The 19,934-nt window shown below is 51.5% G+C and carries 16 protein-coding genes, 1 tRNA gene and 3 rRNA genes; 3 read left to right on the top strand and 17 right to left on the bottom strand.

The window, feature by feature from the left end; all coding sequences use genetic code 11:
* Positions 1–34 precede the first annotated feature (34 nt).
* From MKX64_RS12665 to MKX64_RS12605, 13 genes are all read right to left on the bottom strand, one after another.
* On the bottom strand, positions 35–1,105 hold the full coding sequence (locus MKX64_RS12665; RefSeq protein ID WP_095267509.1) for a protein arginine kinase: 1,071 nt from the start codon (positions 1,103–1,105) through the stop codon (positions 35–37).
* 55 nt (positions 1,106–1,160) lie between these two features.
* Positions 1,161–1,685 carry a UvrB/UvrC motif-containing protein gene (locus MKX64_RS12660; RefSeq protein ID WP_341036033.1) on the bottom strand — a complete coding sequence of 175 codons (525 nt, stop codon included), beginning with the start codon at positions 1,683–1,685 and terminating at the stop codon, positions 1,161–1,163.
* A 26-nt stretch (positions 1,686–1,711) separates the two neighbouring features.
* A complete protein-coding gene (locus MKX64_RS12655) occupies positions 1,712–2,173 on the bottom strand; it encodes a CtsR family transcriptional regulator (RefSeq protein ID WP_095267507.1) in 462 nt (153 codons plus the stop codon).
* A 407-nt stretch (positions 2,174–2,580) separates the two neighbouring features.
* A complete protein-coding gene (locus MKX64_RS12650) occupies positions 2,581–3,297 on the bottom strand; it encodes a GntR family transcriptional regulator (RefSeq protein ID WP_095267506.1) in 717 nt (238 codons plus the stop codon).
* A gap of 8 nt (positions 3,298–3,305) precedes the next feature.
* Positions 3,306–4,322 (bottom strand): sugar kinase, encoded by a 1,017-nt coding sequence (locus MKX64_RS12645; protein WP_155618806.1) that lies wholly within the window; start codon positions 4,320–4,322, stop codon positions 3,306–3,308.
* Positions 4,315–5,070: a 2-dehydro-3-deoxy-phosphogluconate aldolase gene (gene dagF, locus MKX64_RS12640; RefSeq protein WP_095267504.1), complete on the bottom strand. Its 756-nt coding sequence runs from the start codon at positions 5,068–5,070 to the stop codon at positions 4,315–4,317. The genes MKX64_RS12645 and dagF overlap by 8 nt, the downstream gene beginning before the upstream one ends.
* 2 nt (positions 5,071–5,072) lie before the next feature.
* Positions 5,073–6,176: a DgaE family pyridoxal phosphate-dependent ammonia lyase gene (locus MKX64_RS12635; RefSeq protein WP_095267503.1), complete on the bottom strand. Its 1,104-nt coding sequence runs from the start codon at positions 6,174–6,176 to the stop codon at positions 5,073–5,075.
* Positions 6,154–7,203 (bottom strand): amidohydrolase/deacetylase family metallohydrolase, encoded by a 1,050-nt coding sequence (locus MKX64_RS12630; RefSeq protein ID WP_425320452.1) that lies wholly within the window; start codon positions 7,201–7,203, stop codon positions 6,154–6,156. The genes MKX64_RS12635 and MKX64_RS12630 overlap by 23 nt, the downstream gene beginning before the upstream one ends.
* Positions 7,204–7,513: 310 nt before the next feature.
* Positions 7,514–8,248 carry a hypothetical protein gene (locus MKX64_RS12625; protein ID WP_095267501.1) on the bottom strand — a complete coding sequence of 245 codons (735 nt, stop codon included), beginning with the start codon at positions 8,246–8,248 and terminating at the stop codon, positions 7,514–7,516.
* The gene (locus tag MKX64_RS12620) at positions 8,245–8,946 is read right to left on the bottom strand and encodes an ABC transporter ATP-binding protein (RefSeq protein WP_095267572.1); all 702 of its coding nucleotides are present in this window, start codon (positions 8,944–8,946) and stop codon (positions 8,245–8,247) included. The genes MKX64_RS12625 and MKX64_RS12620 overlap by 4 nt, the downstream gene beginning before the upstream one ends.
* Positions 8,947–8,976: 30 nt before the next feature.
* Positions 8,977–9,339: a GntR family transcriptional regulator gene (locus MKX64_RS12615; protein ID WP_095267500.1), complete on the bottom strand. Its 363-nt coding sequence runs from the start codon at positions 9,337–9,339 to the stop codon at positions 8,977–8,979.
* 73 nt (positions 9,340–9,412) lie between these two features.
* Positions 9,413–10,177 carry an ABC transporter permease gene (locus tag MKX64_RS12610; protein ID WP_095267499.1) on the bottom strand — a complete coding sequence of 255 codons (765 nt, stop codon included), beginning with the start codon at positions 10,175–10,177 and terminating at the stop codon, positions 9,413–9,415.
* Positions 10,170–11,120, bottom strand: coding sequence for an ABC transporter ATP-binding protein (locus tag MKX64_RS12605; protein ID WP_244908300.1), 951 nt, complete (start codon positions 11,118–11,120; stop codon positions 10,170–10,172). Before MKX64_RS12605 ends, MKX64_RS12610 begins: the two co-directional genes overlap by 8 nt.
* A gap of 222 nt (positions 11,121–11,342) precedes the next feature.
* On the opposite strand from MKX64_RS12605, the gene MKX64_RS12600 reads away from it, so the two are divergent.
* Together MKX64_RS12600 and MKX64_RS12595 are read left to right on the top strand one after the other, a co-directional pair.
* A complete protein-coding gene (locus MKX64_RS12600; RefSeq protein ID WP_095267497.1) occupies positions 11,343–11,651 on the top strand; it encodes a metalloregulator ArsR/SmtB family transcription factor in 309 nt (102 codons plus the stop codon).
* A gap of 1 nt (position 11,652) precedes the next feature.
* Positions 11,653–12,282 carry an SRPBCC family protein gene (locus MKX64_RS12595; protein WP_244908299.1) on the top strand — a complete coding sequence of 210 codons (630 nt, stop codon included), beginning with the start codon at positions 11,653–11,655 and terminating at the stop codon, positions 12,280–12,282.
* A gap of 260 nt (positions 12,283–12,542) precedes the next feature.
* Here the strand turns inward: MKX64_RS12595 and rrf are convergent.
* From rrf to MKX64_RS12575, 4 genes are all read right to left on the bottom strand, one after another.
* Positions 12,543–12,659: ribosomal RNA gene (gene rrf, locus MKX64_RS12590) — 5S ribosomal RNA — on the bottom strand.
* A 203-nt stretch (positions 12,660–12,862) separates the two neighbouring features.
* A 23S ribosomal RNA gene (locus MKX64_RS12585) occupies positions 12,863–15,911 on the bottom strand.
* Between the two features lie 272 nt (positions 15,912–16,183).
* Positions 16,184–16,259 (bottom strand) — tRNA-Ala (locus MKX64_RS12580).
* Between the two features lie 125 nt (positions 16,260–16,384).
* Positions 16,385–17,937 (bottom strand): 16S ribosomal RNA (locus MKX64_RS12575).
* Together the 16S, 23S and 5S rRNA genes with 1 tRNA gene alongside form the textbook arrangement of a ribosomal RNA operon.
* A gap of 545 nt (positions 17,938–18,482) precedes the next feature.
* Between MKX64_RS12575 and MKX64_RS12570 the strand changes: the two genes are divergently transcribed.
* Positions 18,483–19,742: an MFS transporter gene (locus MKX64_RS12570; protein ID WP_095267885.1), complete on the top strand. Its 1,260-nt coding sequence runs from the start codon at positions 18,483–18,485 to the stop codon at positions 19,740–19,742.
* The last annotated feature ends 192 nt before the right edge of the window (positions 19,743–19,934 follow it).

Genomic DNA, 19,934 nt, shown 5'->3' with positions numbered 1-19,934 from the left:
TCGTTATTATCGTATTGCAGTTCAATTCATATCATTAACTACAAGTATGACCAAGCGTTTCCCGGATCAGTTTCGCCCGGTACACATCCCGCTCCGAAGGATTCATGTTCTCGCCGAACGTCTTCTGCAGAAAGCCGGGCTGTGTCTTCACATTCAGCTCATTCATGACCGAGCTTGGCGGTCCTTCCAGAATGCCCAGATCCACCCCGAGCCGGACATCCGACAAGCGCTGTGCCGCTTCCTTCGAATCCATGACCGCCGCATAGGACAGAATGCCGTAGGAACGCATCACCCGGTCCGTAATCCGGATCTTGGATTCATTCAGAAGCCGCTCTCTGGCGTTCTTCTCATGTTCTATGATCTGAAGCACGACACTGTGCAGATTTTCGATAATTTCGGCCTCGGTCTGCCCGAGCGTAATCTGGTTCGAAATCTGGAACAGGTTGCCCAGCGCCTCACTGCCTTCTCCGTAAATCCCTCGGACCGTCAACCCTACCTGCGACACCGCCGACAGAATCCGGTTGATCTGCTGCGTCATGACCAGCGCCGGCAAATGCATCATCACCGAAGCCCGAAGCCCGGTGCCGACATTCGTCGGACAGCTGGTCAAGTAGCCCCGCTTGTCATCAAAGGCATAATCGACTCTGGACTCGAATATATCATCCAGCGCCGATGCCCGCTCCCAGGCTTCATGAACCTGAAAGCCGGGGTACAGGCATTGAATGCGGAGATGATCCTCCTCGTTGATCATAATGCTTACCGATTCATCATCTGTCAGCACCACAGCGCCGTTGCGGGACTCGCTGGCCAGATTCGGACTGATCAGATGCTTCTCAACGAGCACCTGTTTGTCCAGATCGTTAATCTCATTTAACGGTATGACATGCAGCACGCCGAAGTCGTTCAACAGCTGCTCATCCTCGATGACTTTGGTCAGGCGCTCAAGCACTTCACCGGACTGCTGGTTCGTTGCCAACAGCGGGAAAGGAAGATGCTGAAGGTTGCGGGCTACCCGGACGCGAGTGCTAATGACAATGTCGGAGTCCTGACCGCTTCCACGCATCCATTCGCTGAGCGCATGTTCCGTAAACCGAAGATTGGACATCACGCAATCCCTCCTACTTCAAGTCCAGTTTCATTGGCTCATCGCTCACGAAGCGCTAACCTTGAGCCATGTTCTTCTCGAGCTCTCGAATTTGATCCCGGATTTCGGCCGCAGCCTCAAACTCTTCACGCACGATCCGATATTGAAGTTCCTTCTTCAATTCGTCGAGTCTGCGCTTGATCTTGATCCGGCCGCCGCTGCGCTTCGGCACTTTGCCGATATGCGCCGTATTCCCATGAACGCGCTTGAACAGCGGGTCCAGACGATCCGAGAAGTAGTTGTAGCAGGAGCTGCAGCCGAAGCGTCCGACCTTACTGAACTGGGAGTAGGTCATGCCGCATTCTTCACACCGCAGAGATTGTGCCGATATCGCACCTGGCGTCTGCCCTTTTCCGGAAGGATCCAGATCCAGGAGGCCCGACAACAAACTGTGTATAGAAAAACCATTCGACGTTCCGGGGATCAATTCCCCTTTTTCTCGGGCACAGAATTCACAAAAATGAAATTCTGTTTTCTCCCCGTTCACAATTTTGGTGAAATGGAGCGTTGCTGGCCGTTTGCCGCATTCCTGGCATAACATATCACATGCCTCCTTAACAGACAGACTCACTTACCTAATAAAGATACAAGCATGGCCTTCATAATCCGGGCTCTCAGCTCATCCCGATAAGGAAGCTTGACGTTCAGGCACTCCCGAGAAATTGCGGCGCGCATCAAGCAAGCCTCCCGCTTGGTGAGCAACCGGGCTTCCTCAAGCTGATAAATCAGCCCCTCTGCCACCGTCTGGTCAATCATATTGCCAATCGTGTGGTTAAGATGCTTATGAAGCGCCGAATGCTGCGGCAATTCGATACGCTGTATACGAATATAGCCGCCGCCTCCGCGCTTGCTCTCCACGAGAAACCCCTTCTCGAGCGTGAACCGTGTGCTGATGACATAATTGATCTGGGATGGCACGCATGAGAACTGCTCCGCCAGATCATTCCGCTGGATCTCAACGGTTCCTTCCGGGCTTTCCTGTATAATGCTCTTTAGGTATTGTTCGATAATATCAGAGATATTACGCATTGTCTGTTCATCCTCCACTGCTTGAAACGTAAAGATGGATAGGGATCTTACACGTCCGCACAGAGCCTTGCTTATAGGTTGAATTAACCATAATCAAAAACTGCGAACCCTTCGTTGACTTTGACTTTCTTTGACTTTAACTTTATTATAGCACATTTTTTTATTTTGCCAAGGGCTTTCTATTATGATGTTCCATTCACGCCTCACATCATTATTGTACCCCATTTCCAGCCTGTTTATAGCCCTGAAGGCAGCCTTCCGCTCACAGCCCCCTGTACACACAAAAGAGCATCCCCCAATCCTTATGGCAAGGACGGGAATGCTCTTGATCTATGTGCTGCTGTTCAACTCCTAGTGCCGGGCCGACCCCGGACAATAACCGGGAGCCATCGACAGAACTGGAGGTCTTACAGATCATAGGTGATCAAATAATGCTGGAGCTCCGTGTTGTAGTAGCCAATGCTGTACTCTATAATCGAGCCTTCGGCATCATAGGAGGAGCGGAGCCTTTTCAGAAGCGGTGTGCCCGGCTTCACCCCGAGCAGCCGTTCGGTCTCCTCCTGCGCCGGTGCAACCGTGAACCGGTCACGGAATTGCTCCAGCGTGATTCTGCTCTCTTCAATCCGGTCATATAGTGAGGGAAGCTCGCTTTGATCAAGCTCCTCCCCCAGGTCAACTCTGGATGAAATATAATGAATATAGTGAATGTACGGTTGACCGTCCAGCAAATACAGGCGCTCAATATACCGGCAGCGTTCGCCGAATTTCTCGTACAATTCGGTGCCCGGCTCCGGCTGCGTCCAGCCAAAGCTCAGGTGCTGCTTCTGGATCTGATGACCTTCCTCGACCAGAATCTCGGTGAAGCGTTTGCCCTTGGACAGCTTAGAAAAAGAGGTGTTGCGGATCACAATGGTGCCCACGCCGCTTCGCTTGTCCACATAACCTTCCTGGTACAGCTCCTGGATTGCGTTGCGGATCGTCATCTTGCTGACGTTGAATTCCCGCTCCAGCTGCGGCTCGGACGGAATATGGGACCCGAGCGGATAGACGCCGTGCAGAATGCGGTCTTTTATAATTTTTTTGATCTGCAAATATAGCGGACCGTTCTTCCGTGTAATCGTCATCTCTGATCTTACCTTTCAACATCTGACATGTGCTCATTCATCGCCTGGACAATCTCGCGCTCATTGGCCGTAGGCGTATCCCCGGTCACGGTATGCGCAAGCATTCCGGCAGCGGCTGCGAACTCTACGGTTCGCTTCGGGTCATACCCTTCAAGGGTGCCGTGAATTATGCCGCTTGCATACGCATCCCCGGCCCCGATCCGGTCGTGAACCGAGAAGGTGAGTTGCTTCGAATATTCGAAAGCGCCCCCCGTATAAATATATCCCTGCAAAGAATGCGTATTATCGCCGTTAATGCTGCGATGAGTGCCGGCTGCAACCTTTATATCATACTTGGTTGCCGCCTGTGGAATCAACTCCTCCAGCTGCGCCCGGCGTTCCGTCTTCGTCGTGGTCAGTCCCAGGATGTACATCGCATCCTTCTCATTCATGAACACCACATCCGCCAAGGACAGCATCTCTTCATAATGCGGTCTGGCATAAGCATAGCGGTCCGTCCCCCACAAGGAAGGCCGATAATTGCAGTCAAAGACCACCTTGCCGCCGCGGGCCTTGACGGCACGGGCGAGGCTTTTCATTTGAGAGCGTACCTGATCATTCATCGCAAGCGTAATCCCGCAAAAATGCACCAGATCAATGCTGTCAGCGATCGCTTCAAAGTCGTAGACATCGTCTCCCGCGGTGTTGAAGCTGCTGCCGAGCCGGTCGGTGTAAGTGACCCTGCCCGGACGGACGCCAAAGCCGTTCTCCAGAAAATACATGCCGATATATTTGCCAGCCCTGCTGACCAATCCGGTATGGATGCCAAGCTTACGCAGGTAGGCCAAGGCTGCCTCCCCGAGCGGATTATCCGGCAGCGTGCTGATCAGATAACCGGTATGTCCGAGGCGCGACAGCGCAGACGCAATATTGACACCCGTTCCCGAGAAGGAATAATTCAGATGACTCTCCTGTGCCAAGGATGCGTAGCCCGGAACCTGAAGCCGCATCATGACCTCGCCGAACGCAGCGATAACCTTAGGCATACTGATCCACCAGCGCTTTAAGTTTCTGATGCAGCTCTTGAACATCACTCACGATCGTATCTCCGCTCGCGGCGTCGATGATGGACGAGTAGACGTGCGGAATGACCTGCTGTACCCCGGCTTCCAGTGCGATGCGGACAATCGCTTCAAAGTTGTCCTTGTCGATGCCGCCGGTCGGCTCAAGCGCAAAGCCCTCCTCGGCACATGCCTTAGCAACTGCTCGATACTCATCTTCGAGTTTAAGCCCCTGCATCGGGAAGTATTTCAGGGCATTGCCCCCCATATCACGCACAAGAGCAATTGCCGCCTTAACCGGCACAACCGCATGCTCGCTGTTAGCCGCGCTATACGGCCCCGTGGAGATATTCACATAGCCGACCTGTCCGGACGGGGACACCAGGCTGTTGATCCAGCCGTCAGCACCGTTAAGATTGGCCCGGGTGGCTCCTACCGCCGGGAATACCTGATTGATATGCGTGCCCGGGTAGCTTTTTACAATCTCGGCCACGACAGCGGCCTGACGATTGTCGCCTGCCCCAAGACCGATGGACACGGCATCTTCAATCGCTGCCCCGTACTCCTTCATCGCAGCTACCCCTTCCTGCACAGTGGGATAATTTTTCGAGAGAACGCCAACGAGCACATATCCTTCCGCCGCTTCGAATACTTCTTTTGCATTCTGAATGCTGCCAGCCAGGACGTTCAGCGCAGTCCGGTTCTTGTACAATCTGTTATCGATGTTTGCCATAATTATTTGCCTCCTGCTATTTGCTGAATTCTTGAAATAATGACCTGCAAATCGTCTCCCGCCAAAGAGCGCGGATCGATATCGAAATAACCCTGACGCACGCCGTAGTCCCTCGTGTAGATGGCAATTGCGCCCTCGCGGAGCTGATCGTTCATCTCCTTGGCTGTCACGCCTGCCTCATCCGGATTCACCTTCACCCGGCCCCGGAATATCGCACGTCCTGCCTCATCCTGCACAATCGCAACCTCGATGCCCGAGAGAGCAGACAGCCCCTTCAGGGCTTCCAGCGCGGCCTTCTCCTGCTCACTCTTGTCTTCCTTGACGATGTATTCATCCAGCGCCTGCAGCAAGCCAAACGTGGTCTCTTTGCCCACCTTCATGCTGCGACCAATGCCGTGAAGCTGTACCTTCACCCATTCGATATACTGACGCTTGCCGCCCACGATGCCGGAGGTGGGCCCTTCAATCGCTTTCGACCCGCTGTATATAGCCAGATCGCCGTACTTCACATATTTATGGATGTCTTCCTCGGCTGCCGCATCGATGATCAGCGGAATGTCATGCGCCCGTGCCACCTCGGCGGCTTCCTCAACCGATATCATATTCTTCTGAACACAGTGATGGGACTTCACATATAAAATAGCCGCGGTATGCTCGCCGATGGCCTCCTCAATATGCTCCTTGCGGCCTTCATTGGCATACCCCACCTCAACGACTTTGCCGCCGCCAAGGTATACCATCGTCTCTACCGGCGCCCCATACTGAACATTATGCCCTTTGAGCATGATGATCTCATTGTTCGCGATCGGTTCTTGATGCAGCCTGTCGCTTCGTCTGCGGTTGCCCTGGGTCACAATCGCCGCCACGGACAGCGCGATGCCGCTGGAAGCCGAGTTCACCACGACCGCAGCCTCCGATCCAAGGATACGGGCGATGTAGTCGCCAGCTTTGTCCACCAGATCGGCAATTTCCACATAACTCTGTCCGCCGATTCTCATCGCTTCCATGACCGTATCCGTCGGGGCTGACACCCCGAGAATGCTCATGCGCCCGCTCGCATTAACAACTCGCTTCAATCCGTATTTAGCATGCAGTGAATGATCCATGGACCACAACTCCTTTTGGCTCAATATATCGTTTGGCAATTCTCGTCTCTCCCTCGGAGTCCGTCAGTTCAATATCCCCCTCGGTGACGGTAAACAGCGTCAGATGCGCAGGATCCCCAACCTGGATCCGCCCAAGCTCAGGCCTTCCCAGCCAGACGGCTGCTGCTTCAGTCACTGCTGCAATCACTTCGTTCAGGCTGTAGCCCAGCAGCAAAAACTTGGACATCACATGAGCCAGACTGTACACCGGGCCGTTCAACCGGTTACCTCTGTAAATATCCGAACTGATCGTGTTCGGGGCAATCCCGTGTCTTCTGGCAAATTCGGCGACCCGGAAGGAGAAGCTGGCAGTTCCATGCCCGACGTCCAGATGTACCCCGCGCGCAATAGCTTCCTGAAGCGCCGGCAACGGGTTACCATCCGGGGTGAACAGATTGTTCGCCTTCCCGTTCAAGTAATGGGTAACGATGTCGCCCTTCTCCAGCAGGGAAATGACCTGTTCAATCCCGGGAGGGCCTGAGCCGATATGCACCATCAGCGGCAGCGATGTATCAAGCGACAGCTTCCTCGCCCGCCGCAGCGGCTCCACTCCTTGCTCCTTAACGACGCTCCGGCTAATCCTTGCCTTCAGTCCGACAATTATATCCCGGTAAGACCCGAGCGCTTCCATGACGCGCTCAGCATCAATCCAGTCCAGATTCGACAGCTCATCAATGCGCTCCAGCCCGATGTGCGAAATGTTCAGGAATGCGAGCACGTTGGTCTTGGCCCGCGCTGCATCCTGCGCCAGTTCTCCGATACGGTCTGCACCGCAGCTGCCTGCGTCTACAATGGTGGCTACCCCTTGCTTGACGCCAATCTCATCAATTTCGTCACCGTAGGGATCCAATCCGGGAACCGCATGCACATGCATATCGATCCAGCCGCTGGAGACATACTGTCCCGAGCCGTCATACACTTTATCCCCCTGGGCCGAGTTAGCCGGGGTTATAGCCGCAATCCGGCCGTTCTCAACGACAATATCCATTGATGTACCCTGTACCGTCTGGACATTGCGAATTACGAGTTGCTTTTCCAAGATGGCCTCATCCCTTCCTTTCCCATTCCCTGTTGCAATTCCTATACTGACTGTCCTGAGCCATTTGCTTAATGAATCCGTTCCAGTTACTGCTATCCATCTTACTGTCTTCCCTAGCATAGCATAGATTCATAGCGATGTGAATATAACGTTATAATGTTTGATGGTAAAAGAAATGGCAAGCTCGGCCCATTCGGTCACCGAGCTTGCCTTCGTTGTCTATTTTTAAAACCCATATTTCGTAATAACCGCGACTTGCTCAGGCTGCTACCTTCCGTTCAATCAGATATGCTGTTGCATACAGGAGGAGGATGGAGACTATAACTTCAAGTATCGCATCCCCCCAGGACTGACCCACCGGGCCAAGTTGAAAGAACACTCCTTCTTCGTTAATAGACCCGCTTTGCGACCAGTATCCATCTCCAAACAGCTTTTGGGACACCCATCCGATGATAGAGTGCAGCACAAGGAATGTAAGGATGCCGATCCAGACTCCGGCTCTACTTGATGTAGTTCTAGATACTGCAGTAGCAAAGAAAATCGTCAGCATCAGGAAGATAAAGTTCCAAACGAGCATGATCAGTGCCTTCAGGTAGTCCCAATTATCGAAAACGGTGTGGAATGCCAAGCTGGAATCGTGAAGACCAAGCAGGTTGAAGTACATCCACAAGTGAAGCAGAACCACTGCACCTAAGCACAGCACACCGAGACACCCCATCAGCAAGGGGGACAGAATCGACCATATGGAATGGAGGGGGAGCAGACGCCGCTGATAGCTCTTGATGTTATAGTCGAAGGTTTTCACCACAAGCACTACCATTAGCACACCAACGGAGCTGTAGGCCATGATACCGAGACCCAGCATAGCGGCCGGAAGCCATCCCCACATGAATCCCATGACCATGATGGCGATTTGAGCAATGATCAGAACTACGAGTGCTCCTAGCACCGTGGTAGAGTTGCGTTTCCAGTCGTATTTCAGAAGCCTTATCATTCCGCGAACACCCCTTTGAACATCTCATCTACACTTTTTCCATGCTTCATGCGGATATTCTCAACTTCATCATGCAGCACAATTTCACCATTTCGTATAAACACAACTTCATCAAATATTCGTTCAATGTCCCTTACAAGATGTGTGGAAATGATCAGTGAGCTGTCCTCATTATAGAACTCCACAATCGCGTCCAGAATTTTGCCTCTGGCTACCGGGTCCACCCCTCCGATCGGTTCATCCAGCATATACAGCCGGGCATTGCGGGACAGTGCCAGCGTCAGCTGCAGTCTCTCATTCATCCCTTTGGACAGCGCGCTGATTCGATCGTTAAGCTGAATATTCATAAATTCCAGCATGTTGTGTGCCTTCTGGACATCGAAGTCCTGGTAGAAATCCTGAAAAAATGCGACCGCATCCGACACCTTCATCCATGCTTCCGTCAGCGGCCGGTCCGGCATGAACGAGACGATAGACTTGGTATCAAGCCCGACCGGGGTTCCGCTGATCGTCACATGGCCTGAGGAGGGCTGCAGCAGTCCGGCGGCAATCTTCATAAAGGTGCTCTTTCCGCTCCCGTTGGTCCCCAGCAGTCCGATGATTTTTCCGCTGCCAATGTTCAGGGATACGTTGTTAAGAGCTGTTCTTCCTCGCATATATACTTTACTGACATGGTCGAATTGAAGCAGTTGATCCATGCTGTACATTCTCCCTTCTCCTATTACCGGTTATGGTTTCACCGCATCGGTTACGATCGCTACGATGTCTTGCTCTTCAAAGCCCAGCTCCTGCATGCCTTTGATGAAATTCTCCAGCAGTTCGCCAGCCATCTCTTTTTTTATCGTCATAATTTTCTCTTCCTCACTGGTTACGAATCGGCCCAAGCCGCGACGTGTTTCCACGATACCTTCACGCTCCAATTCTTGAAAGGTTCGCTGCACTGTATTCGGATTGATTTGCAGCTCTGCTGCAAGCTCACGGACAGATGGAATTTTATCACCGGGCCGAAGCTTTCCGATCACGATTTCTTTCTTCAGGTAAGTCATAATTTGCAAATAGATCGGCAGGTTATTATCGAACTCAATACTCATGCTCCCGTTACTCCTTTCGGCCACTCTTCCCTACATGCACCTATACTAGCGTTGTTTGCACTAGCTCATTTTCCTAGGCGACATCCCGTTTATTAAACGTGATAAATCCAGCCATAAGAAAGAAGAGAAGGTATGCAGCGAGAACAATAATAGAAAACATTAAACTCATGCCCGGAAATACTGATCCGGCGCCTCCATCATACATGGACAGATCGACGTTGAAAAACAGCAAATATTTGGACCAGCTATATCTGGCTAGCAGCTGGACGGCGAGGCTTTCCGCCACGATCATAAACATGCCGATACCGATGGCCGATCCTGTGGATCGGGTGAGAATGCCAGCTGTGAAGGCCAAAGTCACATAGACGGCAGTATACACCAAGTTGTAAACGCCGGCCCTAAGCACCTCACTGAACGTAGTCGCCCCGGCCCCATCCCCCGGGCCAAACACAATTTGTCCGGTCAATACAGCAATCACTCCGAGAAAAACAACAAGCGTTGCGGAGTAGATCAGCACCATGACATATTTCGACGCCAGAATCTTGGTCCGCGTCTGCGCCCGAATCAGCAAAAACTTGATCGTGCCCATGCTGTGCTCCTTCGAAACGGTGCCGGCCGTCATAACAATCGCAAGCAGTGTCAGCATGGCCCCCATACCTCTTGTCGACAGCGCCATCTCCGCAAAACCATAGCCATCCGCCGAACCCTGCGCGAACTCGGACAGAATAAACGCCACAAAAATGACCATCCCTGCCAGCAAAAGATACGGTATAAAGAAGCTGCGTTTCTTAAACATTTTCAACCACTCATTCCAGAGCAAATACCCAAAGCTACGCAATGCGATTCCCTCCTGTCCATTTCAGGAACTCATCCTCAAGCGAGGACTTGCACTCTTCTATGCGGTAGACTCTTACTCTTGCTGCAGACAAGGAATCCACAAGTGAAGGGATATCCTCCTCTGGGAGCTGTACTGTGACTGTCCCGTTATCCGGCTGCGCGTCCAGCACCTGGATCCCTTGATGAAGCTTCGCTGTCTGCTGTGCCAGCTCGACATCGTTTACTCGTAGCGAGATCATCACCTGCTGCTGAACATTATCCGCCGAATGCTCACCAATCAAGCGCTCGGTTAACAGCTTGCCCTCCTGAATGACTACAACCCGGCTGCACATCAATTCCATCTCCGACAGAAGATGACTTGAGACGAGTATGGATATGCCCTCTTCCTTAGCAATCTTCTTCAAGTAATCTCGCATTTCGCGAATGCCTGCCGGATCCAGTCCGTTCGTCGGCTCATCCAGAATCAGGATGGAAGGGCTGTGCAGCAATGCCTGGGCGATCCCAAGCCGCTGACGCATCCCTAACGAGTAGGCGCGGACCTTCTTATGAATCGCATCCTGCAGTCCGACCAGCTTCACCACTTCCATAATCCTTCCGATGCTCACACCCTCGGCCATGCGTTGATACTGTCTCAAGTTGTCATAGCCGCTCATGTATGGATAGAACTCGGGATTCTCGATAATCCCACCGATGTAACGAATTGCATTTACAAAATCCTTCTTAATACTATGCCCCTGGACGAACACATCACCGCTGGTCATTTCAATCAGGCCTACAATCATCCGGATGGTTGTTGTCTTGCCTGCACCGTTAGGGCCTAGCAAACCTACAACCTCCCCCCGGTAAATATCAAAGGTCAGCCCGTCGACAATCTTTCGATTGCCGATCGCTTTCGTCACGCCTGCTACTGACAGAACCGCTTGGCTGGTTTCCGAGACCGCCATTGCTGCATTTCCGGCTCCCCCGTGCGCCTCCCGCTCGGCGGGCGCATATGATCCGTTCATGTTTCCACTCCTCATCCGTGTTGGTGTCATAGTTAAATAGTACACTAGTGTTTTGGTATTGTAAATAGTTGTTTTTATAAAAAATTTGACATCTATGCTGAATAGGATTAATCTATTTCATATAACCTTATGGTTATATTTTATTCAGGAAGGAGATACTGGATGAGCGATATATACCGGGCTATATCCGATCCCATCCGAAGACAGATTCTGAATATGTTAGCTGAACGGGAACTTCCCCAATTGGAGATTGTAAAGTCGTTTACCATCTCACAGCCTGCAATTAAGAAACACCTTGCTATTTTGTTAGAAGAGAAGCTTGTACTCGAGCGACGGGAAGGTAAATATTGCTTTTACCGATTAAATACCCCTGTTTTCGAAGTAGAGTATCAGCGTCTTCAGAATGAAATCGGACGTATTCTGGACAACAAGCTGAATCGATTGAAACAATATCTTGAGGAGGAGTCTTAGTATGGGAAACATTTTTAACCATGTCAAAAGAGAGATTCTGATCCGCTCGACACCAGAACGAGCATGGAGCGCATTAACCGATCCCGAGGAGCGAAACCGCTGGGAGACACGTCATTGTCGAATCGACCTGACCGTAGGAGGGATTGTCGAACTGGATTATGGGTGGGGCGTCTCTTACCGAGGTAAGATCGTTGAGCTGATTCCATACAAGAAGCTGGCCCTTCAGAACGAAGCCGGAGAGTTCACAATATGGACGCTCGAAGAGCATGCTGATGGAACACTGGTCGCGATTGAATACACTGGACACTGGGCCAGTGAACAAGAGTATATGATGATGGACAATATGGCGTTTGGTACGTATCGTTTTATGCAGAATATGAAATATGTGCTTGAGGATAGCAAAGACATCCGCTCTTCCTTCTGGACTAGTTGGATCGGTGTTCAGCATTATACATACCAGGATCACGAAGTGTCTGGCACCAAGGTCCTCGAGGTTATTCCTAATACGTCTGCAGATGGCATTATCGAGGCAGGTGATGTCATAGTGCAGGCGGATGATCATTGTATCCAGAACTATGACCAACTCGAGGAAAAAGTAACCTCTATGCAGCCCGGGGATCCTACACGCTAACATGGATCAGAAACGGACAGCCGATGCAGACGACGCTCACCGTCTTGCCTTACGGTCAACGGACACCAGCCGAGAGAACTTAGTTTATACCTGTCTGGCGGCAGAGTTCCCCCATATTCTTCATGCAAAAATTTGAGCCGACTACTCCATACTCAATAATAATTAGACTGACTACATGAATTTCATTTCCTTAACCATTCATGCTGTAAATAATAAAGCCCGTTATCGAATATTCGATAACGGGCTTTATTCGGTTGTTCGCCTGGCAACGTCCTACTCTCCCGGGACCCTTCGGTCCAAGTACCATCGGCGCTGGAGGGCTTAACGGTCGTGTTCGGTATGGGTACGCGTGGAACCCCTCCGCTATCGCCACCAGACATGATTTTTCGAAGCTTCCGCTTCTCAAAATCGCTGCGAGAAAATATCAATCCTTATAAAGGACATGCAGCTTGATTTCAGATGTTTTGATCACCTGAAAACTAGATACGAAACGATTTGCGTTATATTATCCGTAGCATACCCCAATGTTGTATCGGGGTTAGCATATGCTTCCGTAGCGAGCTTTACTTCGTAAAGCTTGTAGGATAAGCCCTCGACCGATTAGTATTGGTCAGCTCCATGCATTGCTGCACTTCCACCTCCAACCTATCTACCTCGTCGTCTTCAAGGGGTCTTACGAATTGGGAAATCTCATCTTGAGGGGGGCTTCACGCTTAGATGCTTTCAGCGCTTATCCCTTCCGTACGTAGCTACCCAGCCGTGCTCCTGGCGGAACAACTGGTGCACCAGCGGTACGTCCATCCCGGTCCTCTCGTACTAAGGACAGCTCCTCTCAAATTTCCTACGCCCACGACAGATAGGGACCGAACTGTCTCACGACGTTCTGAACCCAGCTCGCGTACCGCTTTAATGGGCGAACAGCCCAACCCTTGGGACCTACTTCAGCCCCAGGATGCGATGAGCCGACATCGAGGTGCCAAACCTCCCCGTCGATGTGGACTCTTGGGGGAGATAAGCCTGTTATCCCCAGGGTAGCTTTTATCCGTTGAGCGATGGCCCTTCCATGCGGTACCACCGGATCACTAAGCCCGACTTTCGTCCCTGCTCGACTTGTTGGTCTCGCAGTCAAGCTCCCTTATGCCTTTGCACTCTTCGAATGATTTCCAACCATTCTGAGGGAACCTTGGGGCGCCTCCGTTACTCTTTAGGAGGCGACCGCCCCAGTCAAACTGCCCACCTGACACGGTCCCTGTACCCGATAAGGGCACCAGGTTAGAACCTAGATACGATCAGGGTGGTATCCCAACGGCGCCTCCACCCAAGCTGGCGCTCAGGTTTCCTAGGCTCCCACCTATCCTGTACAGATCGTACCCAAATTCAATATCAAGCTGCAGTAAAGCTCCATGGGGTCTTTCCGTCTTGTCGCGGGTAACCTGCATCTTCACAGGTATTAAAATTTCACCGGATCTCTCGTTGAGACAGCGCCCAAGTCGTTACGCCATTCGTGCGGGTCAGAATTTACCTGACAAGGAATTTCGCTACCTTAGGACCGTTATAGTTACGGCCGCCGTTTACTGGGGCTTCGGTTCACAGCTTCGGATTGCTCCTAACCGCTCCCCTTAACCTTCCAGCACCGGGCAGGCGTCAGCCCGTATACTTCGCCTTACGGCTTCGCACAGACCTGTGTTTTTGCTAAACAGTCGCTTGGGCCTTTTCACTGCGGCCCCCTCGGGCTATTCACCCTACCGAGGCACCCCTTCTCCCGAAGTTACGGGGTCATTTTGCCGAGTTCCTTAACGAGAGTTCTTCCGCGCGCCTTAGAATTCTCTTCTCGCCTACCTGTGTCGGTTTGCGGTACGGGCACCTTCACCTGACTAGAGGCTTTTCTTGGCAGTGTGAGATCATGACCTTCGCTACTGTAATTTTCACTCCCCATCACAGCCCAGCCTTACGATGTGCGGATTTGCCTACACATCAGCCTCACTGCTTGGACGGACATCCATCAGTCCGCGTCACTACCCTCCTGCGTCCCCCCATCGTTCATAACGGTTTATGGTGGTACAGGAATTTCAACCTGTTGTCCTTCGACTACGCCTTTCGGCCTCGCCTTAGGTCCCGACTTACCCTGAGCGGACGAGCCTTCCTCAGGAAACCTTGGGCTTTCGGCGGATCAGATTCTCACTGATCTTTTCGTTACTCATACCGGCATTCTCACTTGTATACGCTCCAGCGCTCCTTACGGTACACCTTCAATGCTGTATACAACGCTCCCCTACCCCTGAATCGACTTCACTCCGCCTTCGAAGTGATGTGTTTATCCCCGAGAAGCATTTGGTCATCCTTGATTTCATCGCAAGTCTGACAAAAATGTTCATCCTGGTCTTCACAACCTCAAAGAAGCAGTGAAGTCGATTCAAGCCATAGCTTCGGTGGTGTGTTTAGCCCCGTTACATTTTCGGCGCAGAGTCACTCGACCAGTGAGCTATTACGCACTCTTTAAATGGTGGCTGCTTCTAAGCCAACATCCTGGTTGTCTGTGCAACTCCACATCCTTTCCCACTTAACACACACTTGGGGACCTTAGCTGATGGTCTGGGCTGTTTCCCTTTTGACAATGGATCTTAGCACTCACTGTCTGACTCCCGGACATAAGTCGATGGCATTCGGAGTTTGACTGAGCTTGGTAACCCTTGCGGGCCCCGCACCCAATCAGTGCTCTACCTCCATGACTCTTTATTCCGAGGCTAGCCCTAAAGCTATTTCGGGGAGAACCAGCTATCTCCGAGTTCGATTGGAATTTCTCCGCTACCCCCACCTCATCCCCGCACTTTTCAACGTACGTGGGTTCGGGCCTCCAGTGCGTGTTACCGCACCTTCACCCTGGACAGGGGTAGATCACACGGTTTCGGGTCTACGCCCACATACTCATTCGCCCTATTCAGACTCGCTTTCGCTGCGGCTACGGCTTCTCGCCTTAACCTTGCATGGGAACGTAACTCGCCGGTTCATTCTACAAAAGGCACGCCATCACCCATTGAACGGGCTCTGACTTCTTGTAAGCACACGGTTTCAGGTTCTATTTCACTCCCCTCCCGGGGTGCTTTTCACCTTTCCCTCACGGTACTGCTTCACTATCGGTCGCTAGGGAGTATTTAGCCTTACCAGATGGTCCTGGCAGATTCATACGGGGTTTCACGTGCCCCGCACTACTCGGGATCCGTCTCGGAGGGTTCACATTTTCGACTACAGGGCTTTTACCTTCTATGGCCGGCCTTTCCAGACCTGTTCAACTAATCTAAACCTTTGTAACTCCATGTGAGACGTCCCACAACCCCGAAGAGCAAGCTCTTCGGTTTAGGCTGTTCCGCGTTCGCTCGCCGCTACTGACGGAATCACTCTTGTTTTCTCTTCCTCCAGGTACTTAGATGTTTCAGTTCCCTGGGTATGCCTCTTCACAACCTATGTATTCAGCTGTGAGTGACTGGTTATTACACCAGCCGGGTTTCCCCATTCGGACATCCCCGGATCAAAGCTTGCTTACAGCTCCCCGAGGCCATTTCGTCGTTCGCCACGTCCTTCATCGGCTCCTAGCGCCTAGGCATCCTCCGTGTGCTCTTAGTAGCTTAACCATTTGCTCCGGTTTTGCGCTCCTCGCTCTGTTGTCCGTTTGTTTCCCTGATTGGATAAAACCGTTCAGTGGTGGAAACAAACCTCCAAAGGATCGATGATCTCAAAACCTTCGCGTGCTACTTTTATTGAAACTTGTTGTGACACAAGTTCAGCTATGATGAAATTAGTTTTGGCGCAAAGCCAAGTTTAATTTCATCAAAAGGATATTTCTAAAACGCAAATTCGTTTCGTTATCTAGTTTTCAAGGATCAATGTTTAGATGGAAAAGAATTGGTGGAGCCAAGGGGGATCGAACCCCTGACCTCCTGCGTGCAAGGCAGGCGCTCTCCCAGCTGAGCTATAGCCCCTCAAATTCCATCAAAACTGAACAAATGAAAGCACGTCAATGTGTGCCTTTGCTTTCGCAAAGGGATCGGCGACCTTTCGGTCAGCCTATTTGAATGCTCTCGTTGCAGAGAGCGATTCTCCATAGAAAGGAGGTGATCCAGCCGCACCTTCCGATACGGCTACCTTGTTACGACTTCACCCCAATCATCTACCCCACCTTCGGCGGCTGGCTCCTTGCGGTTACCCCACCGACTTCGGGTGTTGTAAACTCTCGTGGTGTGACGGGCGGTGTGTACAAGACCCGGGAACGTATTCACCGCGGCATGCTGATCCGCGATTACTAGCAATTCCGACTTCATGCAGGCGAGTTGCAGCCTGCAATCCGAACTGAGACTGGCTTTTTAGGATTGGCTCCACCTCGCGGCTTCGCTTCCCGTTGTACCAGCCATTGTAGTACGTGTGTAGCCCAGGTCATAAGGGGCATGATGATTTGACGTCATCCCCACCTTCCTCCGGTTTGTCACCGGCAGTCACCTTAGAGTGCCCACCATTACGTGCTGGCAACTAAGATCAAGGGTTGCGCTCGTTGCGGGACTTAACCCAACATCTCACGACACGAGCTGACGACAACCATGCACCACCTGTCTCCTCTGTCCCGAAGGAAACCTCTATCTCTAGAGGGGTCAAAGGGATGTCAAGACCTGGTAAGGTTCTTCGCGTTGCTTCGAATTAAACCACATACTCCACTGCTTGTGCGGGTCCCCGTCAATTCCTTTGAGTTTCAGTCTTGCGACCGTACTCCCCAGGCGGAATGCTTAATGTGTTAACTTCGGCACCAAGGGTATCGAAACCCCTAACACCTAGCATTCATCGTTTACGGCGTGGACTACCAGGGTATCTAATCCTGTTTGCTCCCCACGCTTTCGCGCCTCAGCGTCAGTTACAGCCCAGAGAGTCGCCTTCGCCACTGGTGTTCCTCCACATATCTACGCATTTCACCGCTACACGTGGAATTCCACTCTCCTCTTCTGCACTCAAGTTCCCCAGTTTCCAGTGCGTCCCGAAGTTAAGCTCCGGGTTTAAACACCAGACTTAAAGAACCGCCTGCGCGCGCTTTACGCCCAATAATTCCGGACAACGCTTGCCCCCTACGTATTACCGCGGCTGCTGGCACGTAGTTAGCCGGGGCTTTCTTCTCAGGTACCGTCACCCAAAGAGCAGTTACTCTCTCTGGCGTTCTTCCCTGGCAACAGAGCTTTACGATCCGAAAACCTTCATCACTCACGCGGCGTTGCTCCGTCAGACTTTCGTCCATTGCGGAAGATTCCCTACTGCTGCCTCCCGTAGGAGTCTGGGCCGTGTCTCAGTCCCAGTGTGGCCGTTCACCCTCTCAGGTCGGCTACGCATCGTCGCCTTGGTAGGCCATTACCCCACCAACTAGCTAATGCGCCGCAGGCCCATCCTCAAGTGACAGATTGCTCCGCCTTTCCATATCCGGCCATGCAGCCAAATATCCTATCTGGTATTAGCTACCGTTTCCGGTAGTTATCCCAGTCTTGAGGGCAGGTTGCCTACGTGTTACTCACCCGTCCGCCGCTAAATCTCAGGAGTGCAAGCACTCCATCGATTCCGCTCGACTTGCATGTATTAGGCACGCCGCCAGCGTTCGTCCTGAGCCAGGATCAAACTCTCCAATAAAGATGGAAGGAATCTCATGCCCGAAGGTCATGAGGTGTTCCATCAACGACCACCCAGAGGATGATCGATCTCGTCAGATCGGGGTTCCACTCGGCTGAGCGAATCCAATCTGTCGAGTATTGTCAAGAGCGATTAAGCTCATTTAGAAGCTAACGTAATTTAAACGTTACTTTATCAATTGACGTGTTCCATTTGTTCAGTTTTCAAAGAACTTGATTTTGCGCGTCCCTGATGAATCCTCATCAGCAGCGCAGGTTTATATCATACCAAGATACCAACCTTATGTCAACACCTTTTTTCAATGCCATCCAAACTAGCAATAAAGCATATGAAAAAAGCGACAGTTAGTAATATAGCATGGAGACGAAAAAATAGCAAGCCCTTTGCCAAAATATCTTTTGCTTGCAGCCAGCGCTGAATCTCGGTTAATGAATCCCTTTCGGGATTTTGTTGAATTCCCCATTGATTTCAATCCGAAAAGGTTTTAAGGTTAGGTCATCCGTGTTCTTATATTCAACAACCTACATAAGAAGGGAGTTTCATATATGGCGGACAGAGGCGTCGCGCTTGATAAAGCTTCATCTCCTCCCCCCAATCCTGCAACGGGAGGTGTCCAGCAGGCAACCGTATACCGAATACTGCTTGCCATCAGTTTTGTGCACTTGTTCAACGATTCGATCCAATCGGTGATTCCTGCCATTTTTCCTATATTAAAAGATAACTTATTGCTCACCTTCACCCAGATTGGCTGGATTTCATTCGCTATCAATTTCACTTCTTCCATTATCCAACCGGTGATCGGGTACGCAGCAGACCGCAGACCCACCCCGATCCTGCTGCCTATCGGCATGTGCTTTACGTTTGCCGGCGTATTTCTGCTTGCCTACGCATCAACGTATGCCCTGGTTCTGTTAGCCGTTATTCTGATCGGACTGGGTTCAGCCACCTTCCATCCGGAAGGCATGCGGGTAGCCCATATGGCTGCCGGGATGCGAAAAGGATTGTCTCAATCGATCTTCCAGGTGGGCGGGAATGCTGGCCAATCCCTGGCTCCGCTGCTGACCAAATTCATTTTCGTTCCTTTCGGCCAGGCAGGCGCGATGTTCTTTACCTTTGTTGCGGGCGCAGGCATCCTTGTTCAGAGCTACATCGCCACGTGGTATGCCGGCATGCTCAAGGCAGGCTACACCTTCAAGAAAAGAGCAGCCAACAAAACGATCAGTCCTGCTCGCCGCAAAAGCGTGCGAAATGCCACCATCGTTCTCGTTGTCCTCGTATTTATTCGTTCATGGTACGGGGCTGCCATTAGCAGTTATTATGCTTTTTATCTGATGGACACATACCGGATCTCTTTAGAAAACGCTCAGATTTACATCTTTCTGTTCCTGGCTTCCGGCGCGATAGGCACCTTCTTCGGCGGGCCGCTGGCCGACCGTTACGGCAGACGCAACATGATCATGTTCTCCATGATCGGGACAGCTCCAATTGCACTGATACTCCCGTTCGTATCCTCGTTCTGGGCCGGGGTACTGCTGGTTATTAGCGGCTTCGTGCTCCTGTCCAGCTTCTCGGTGACCGTTGTCTATGCACAGATGCTGCATCCCGGGAATATCGGGACGGTATCAGGACTAATCACAGGCTTTGCCTTCGGCATGGGCGGCATCGGGTCACTCGTTCTCGGAAATCTCGGTGACGCATGGGGCATTGATCACGTGATGATTGCCGTCGGATTCCTTCCGCTCCTCGGCTTCCTTGCCTGGCTGCTGCCAACAGACAGCAAGCTGGATGAATGGGCAAGCGAGTAACTATATGTCTAAGATAAGGCTAAGAATAAATTGATGACCCTTAATTAAGCTTGAGATACTATCCACCAAAACACTCAGCATCCGCACACCAATGCGGGTGTTTGGGTGTTTTTTCATATTTCCTGATAACCACCAATCCAAACATAGATTTCTGCCATGAGTTAACCTATATTCTTTCACTCTCTTGCTCAA

The sequence above is a fragment of the Paenibacillus sp. FSL M8-0334 genome (assembly GCF_038000405.1).
In the GTDB taxonomy this organism is placed as follows: domain Bacteria; phylum Bacillota; class Bacilli; order Paenibacillales; family Paenibacillaceae; genus Paenibacillus_AQ; species Paenibacillus_AQ campinasensis.
The sequence above is the reverse complement of the archived record's forward strand: the minus strand, read 5'-3'. Positions and strand labels throughout refer to the sequence as shown.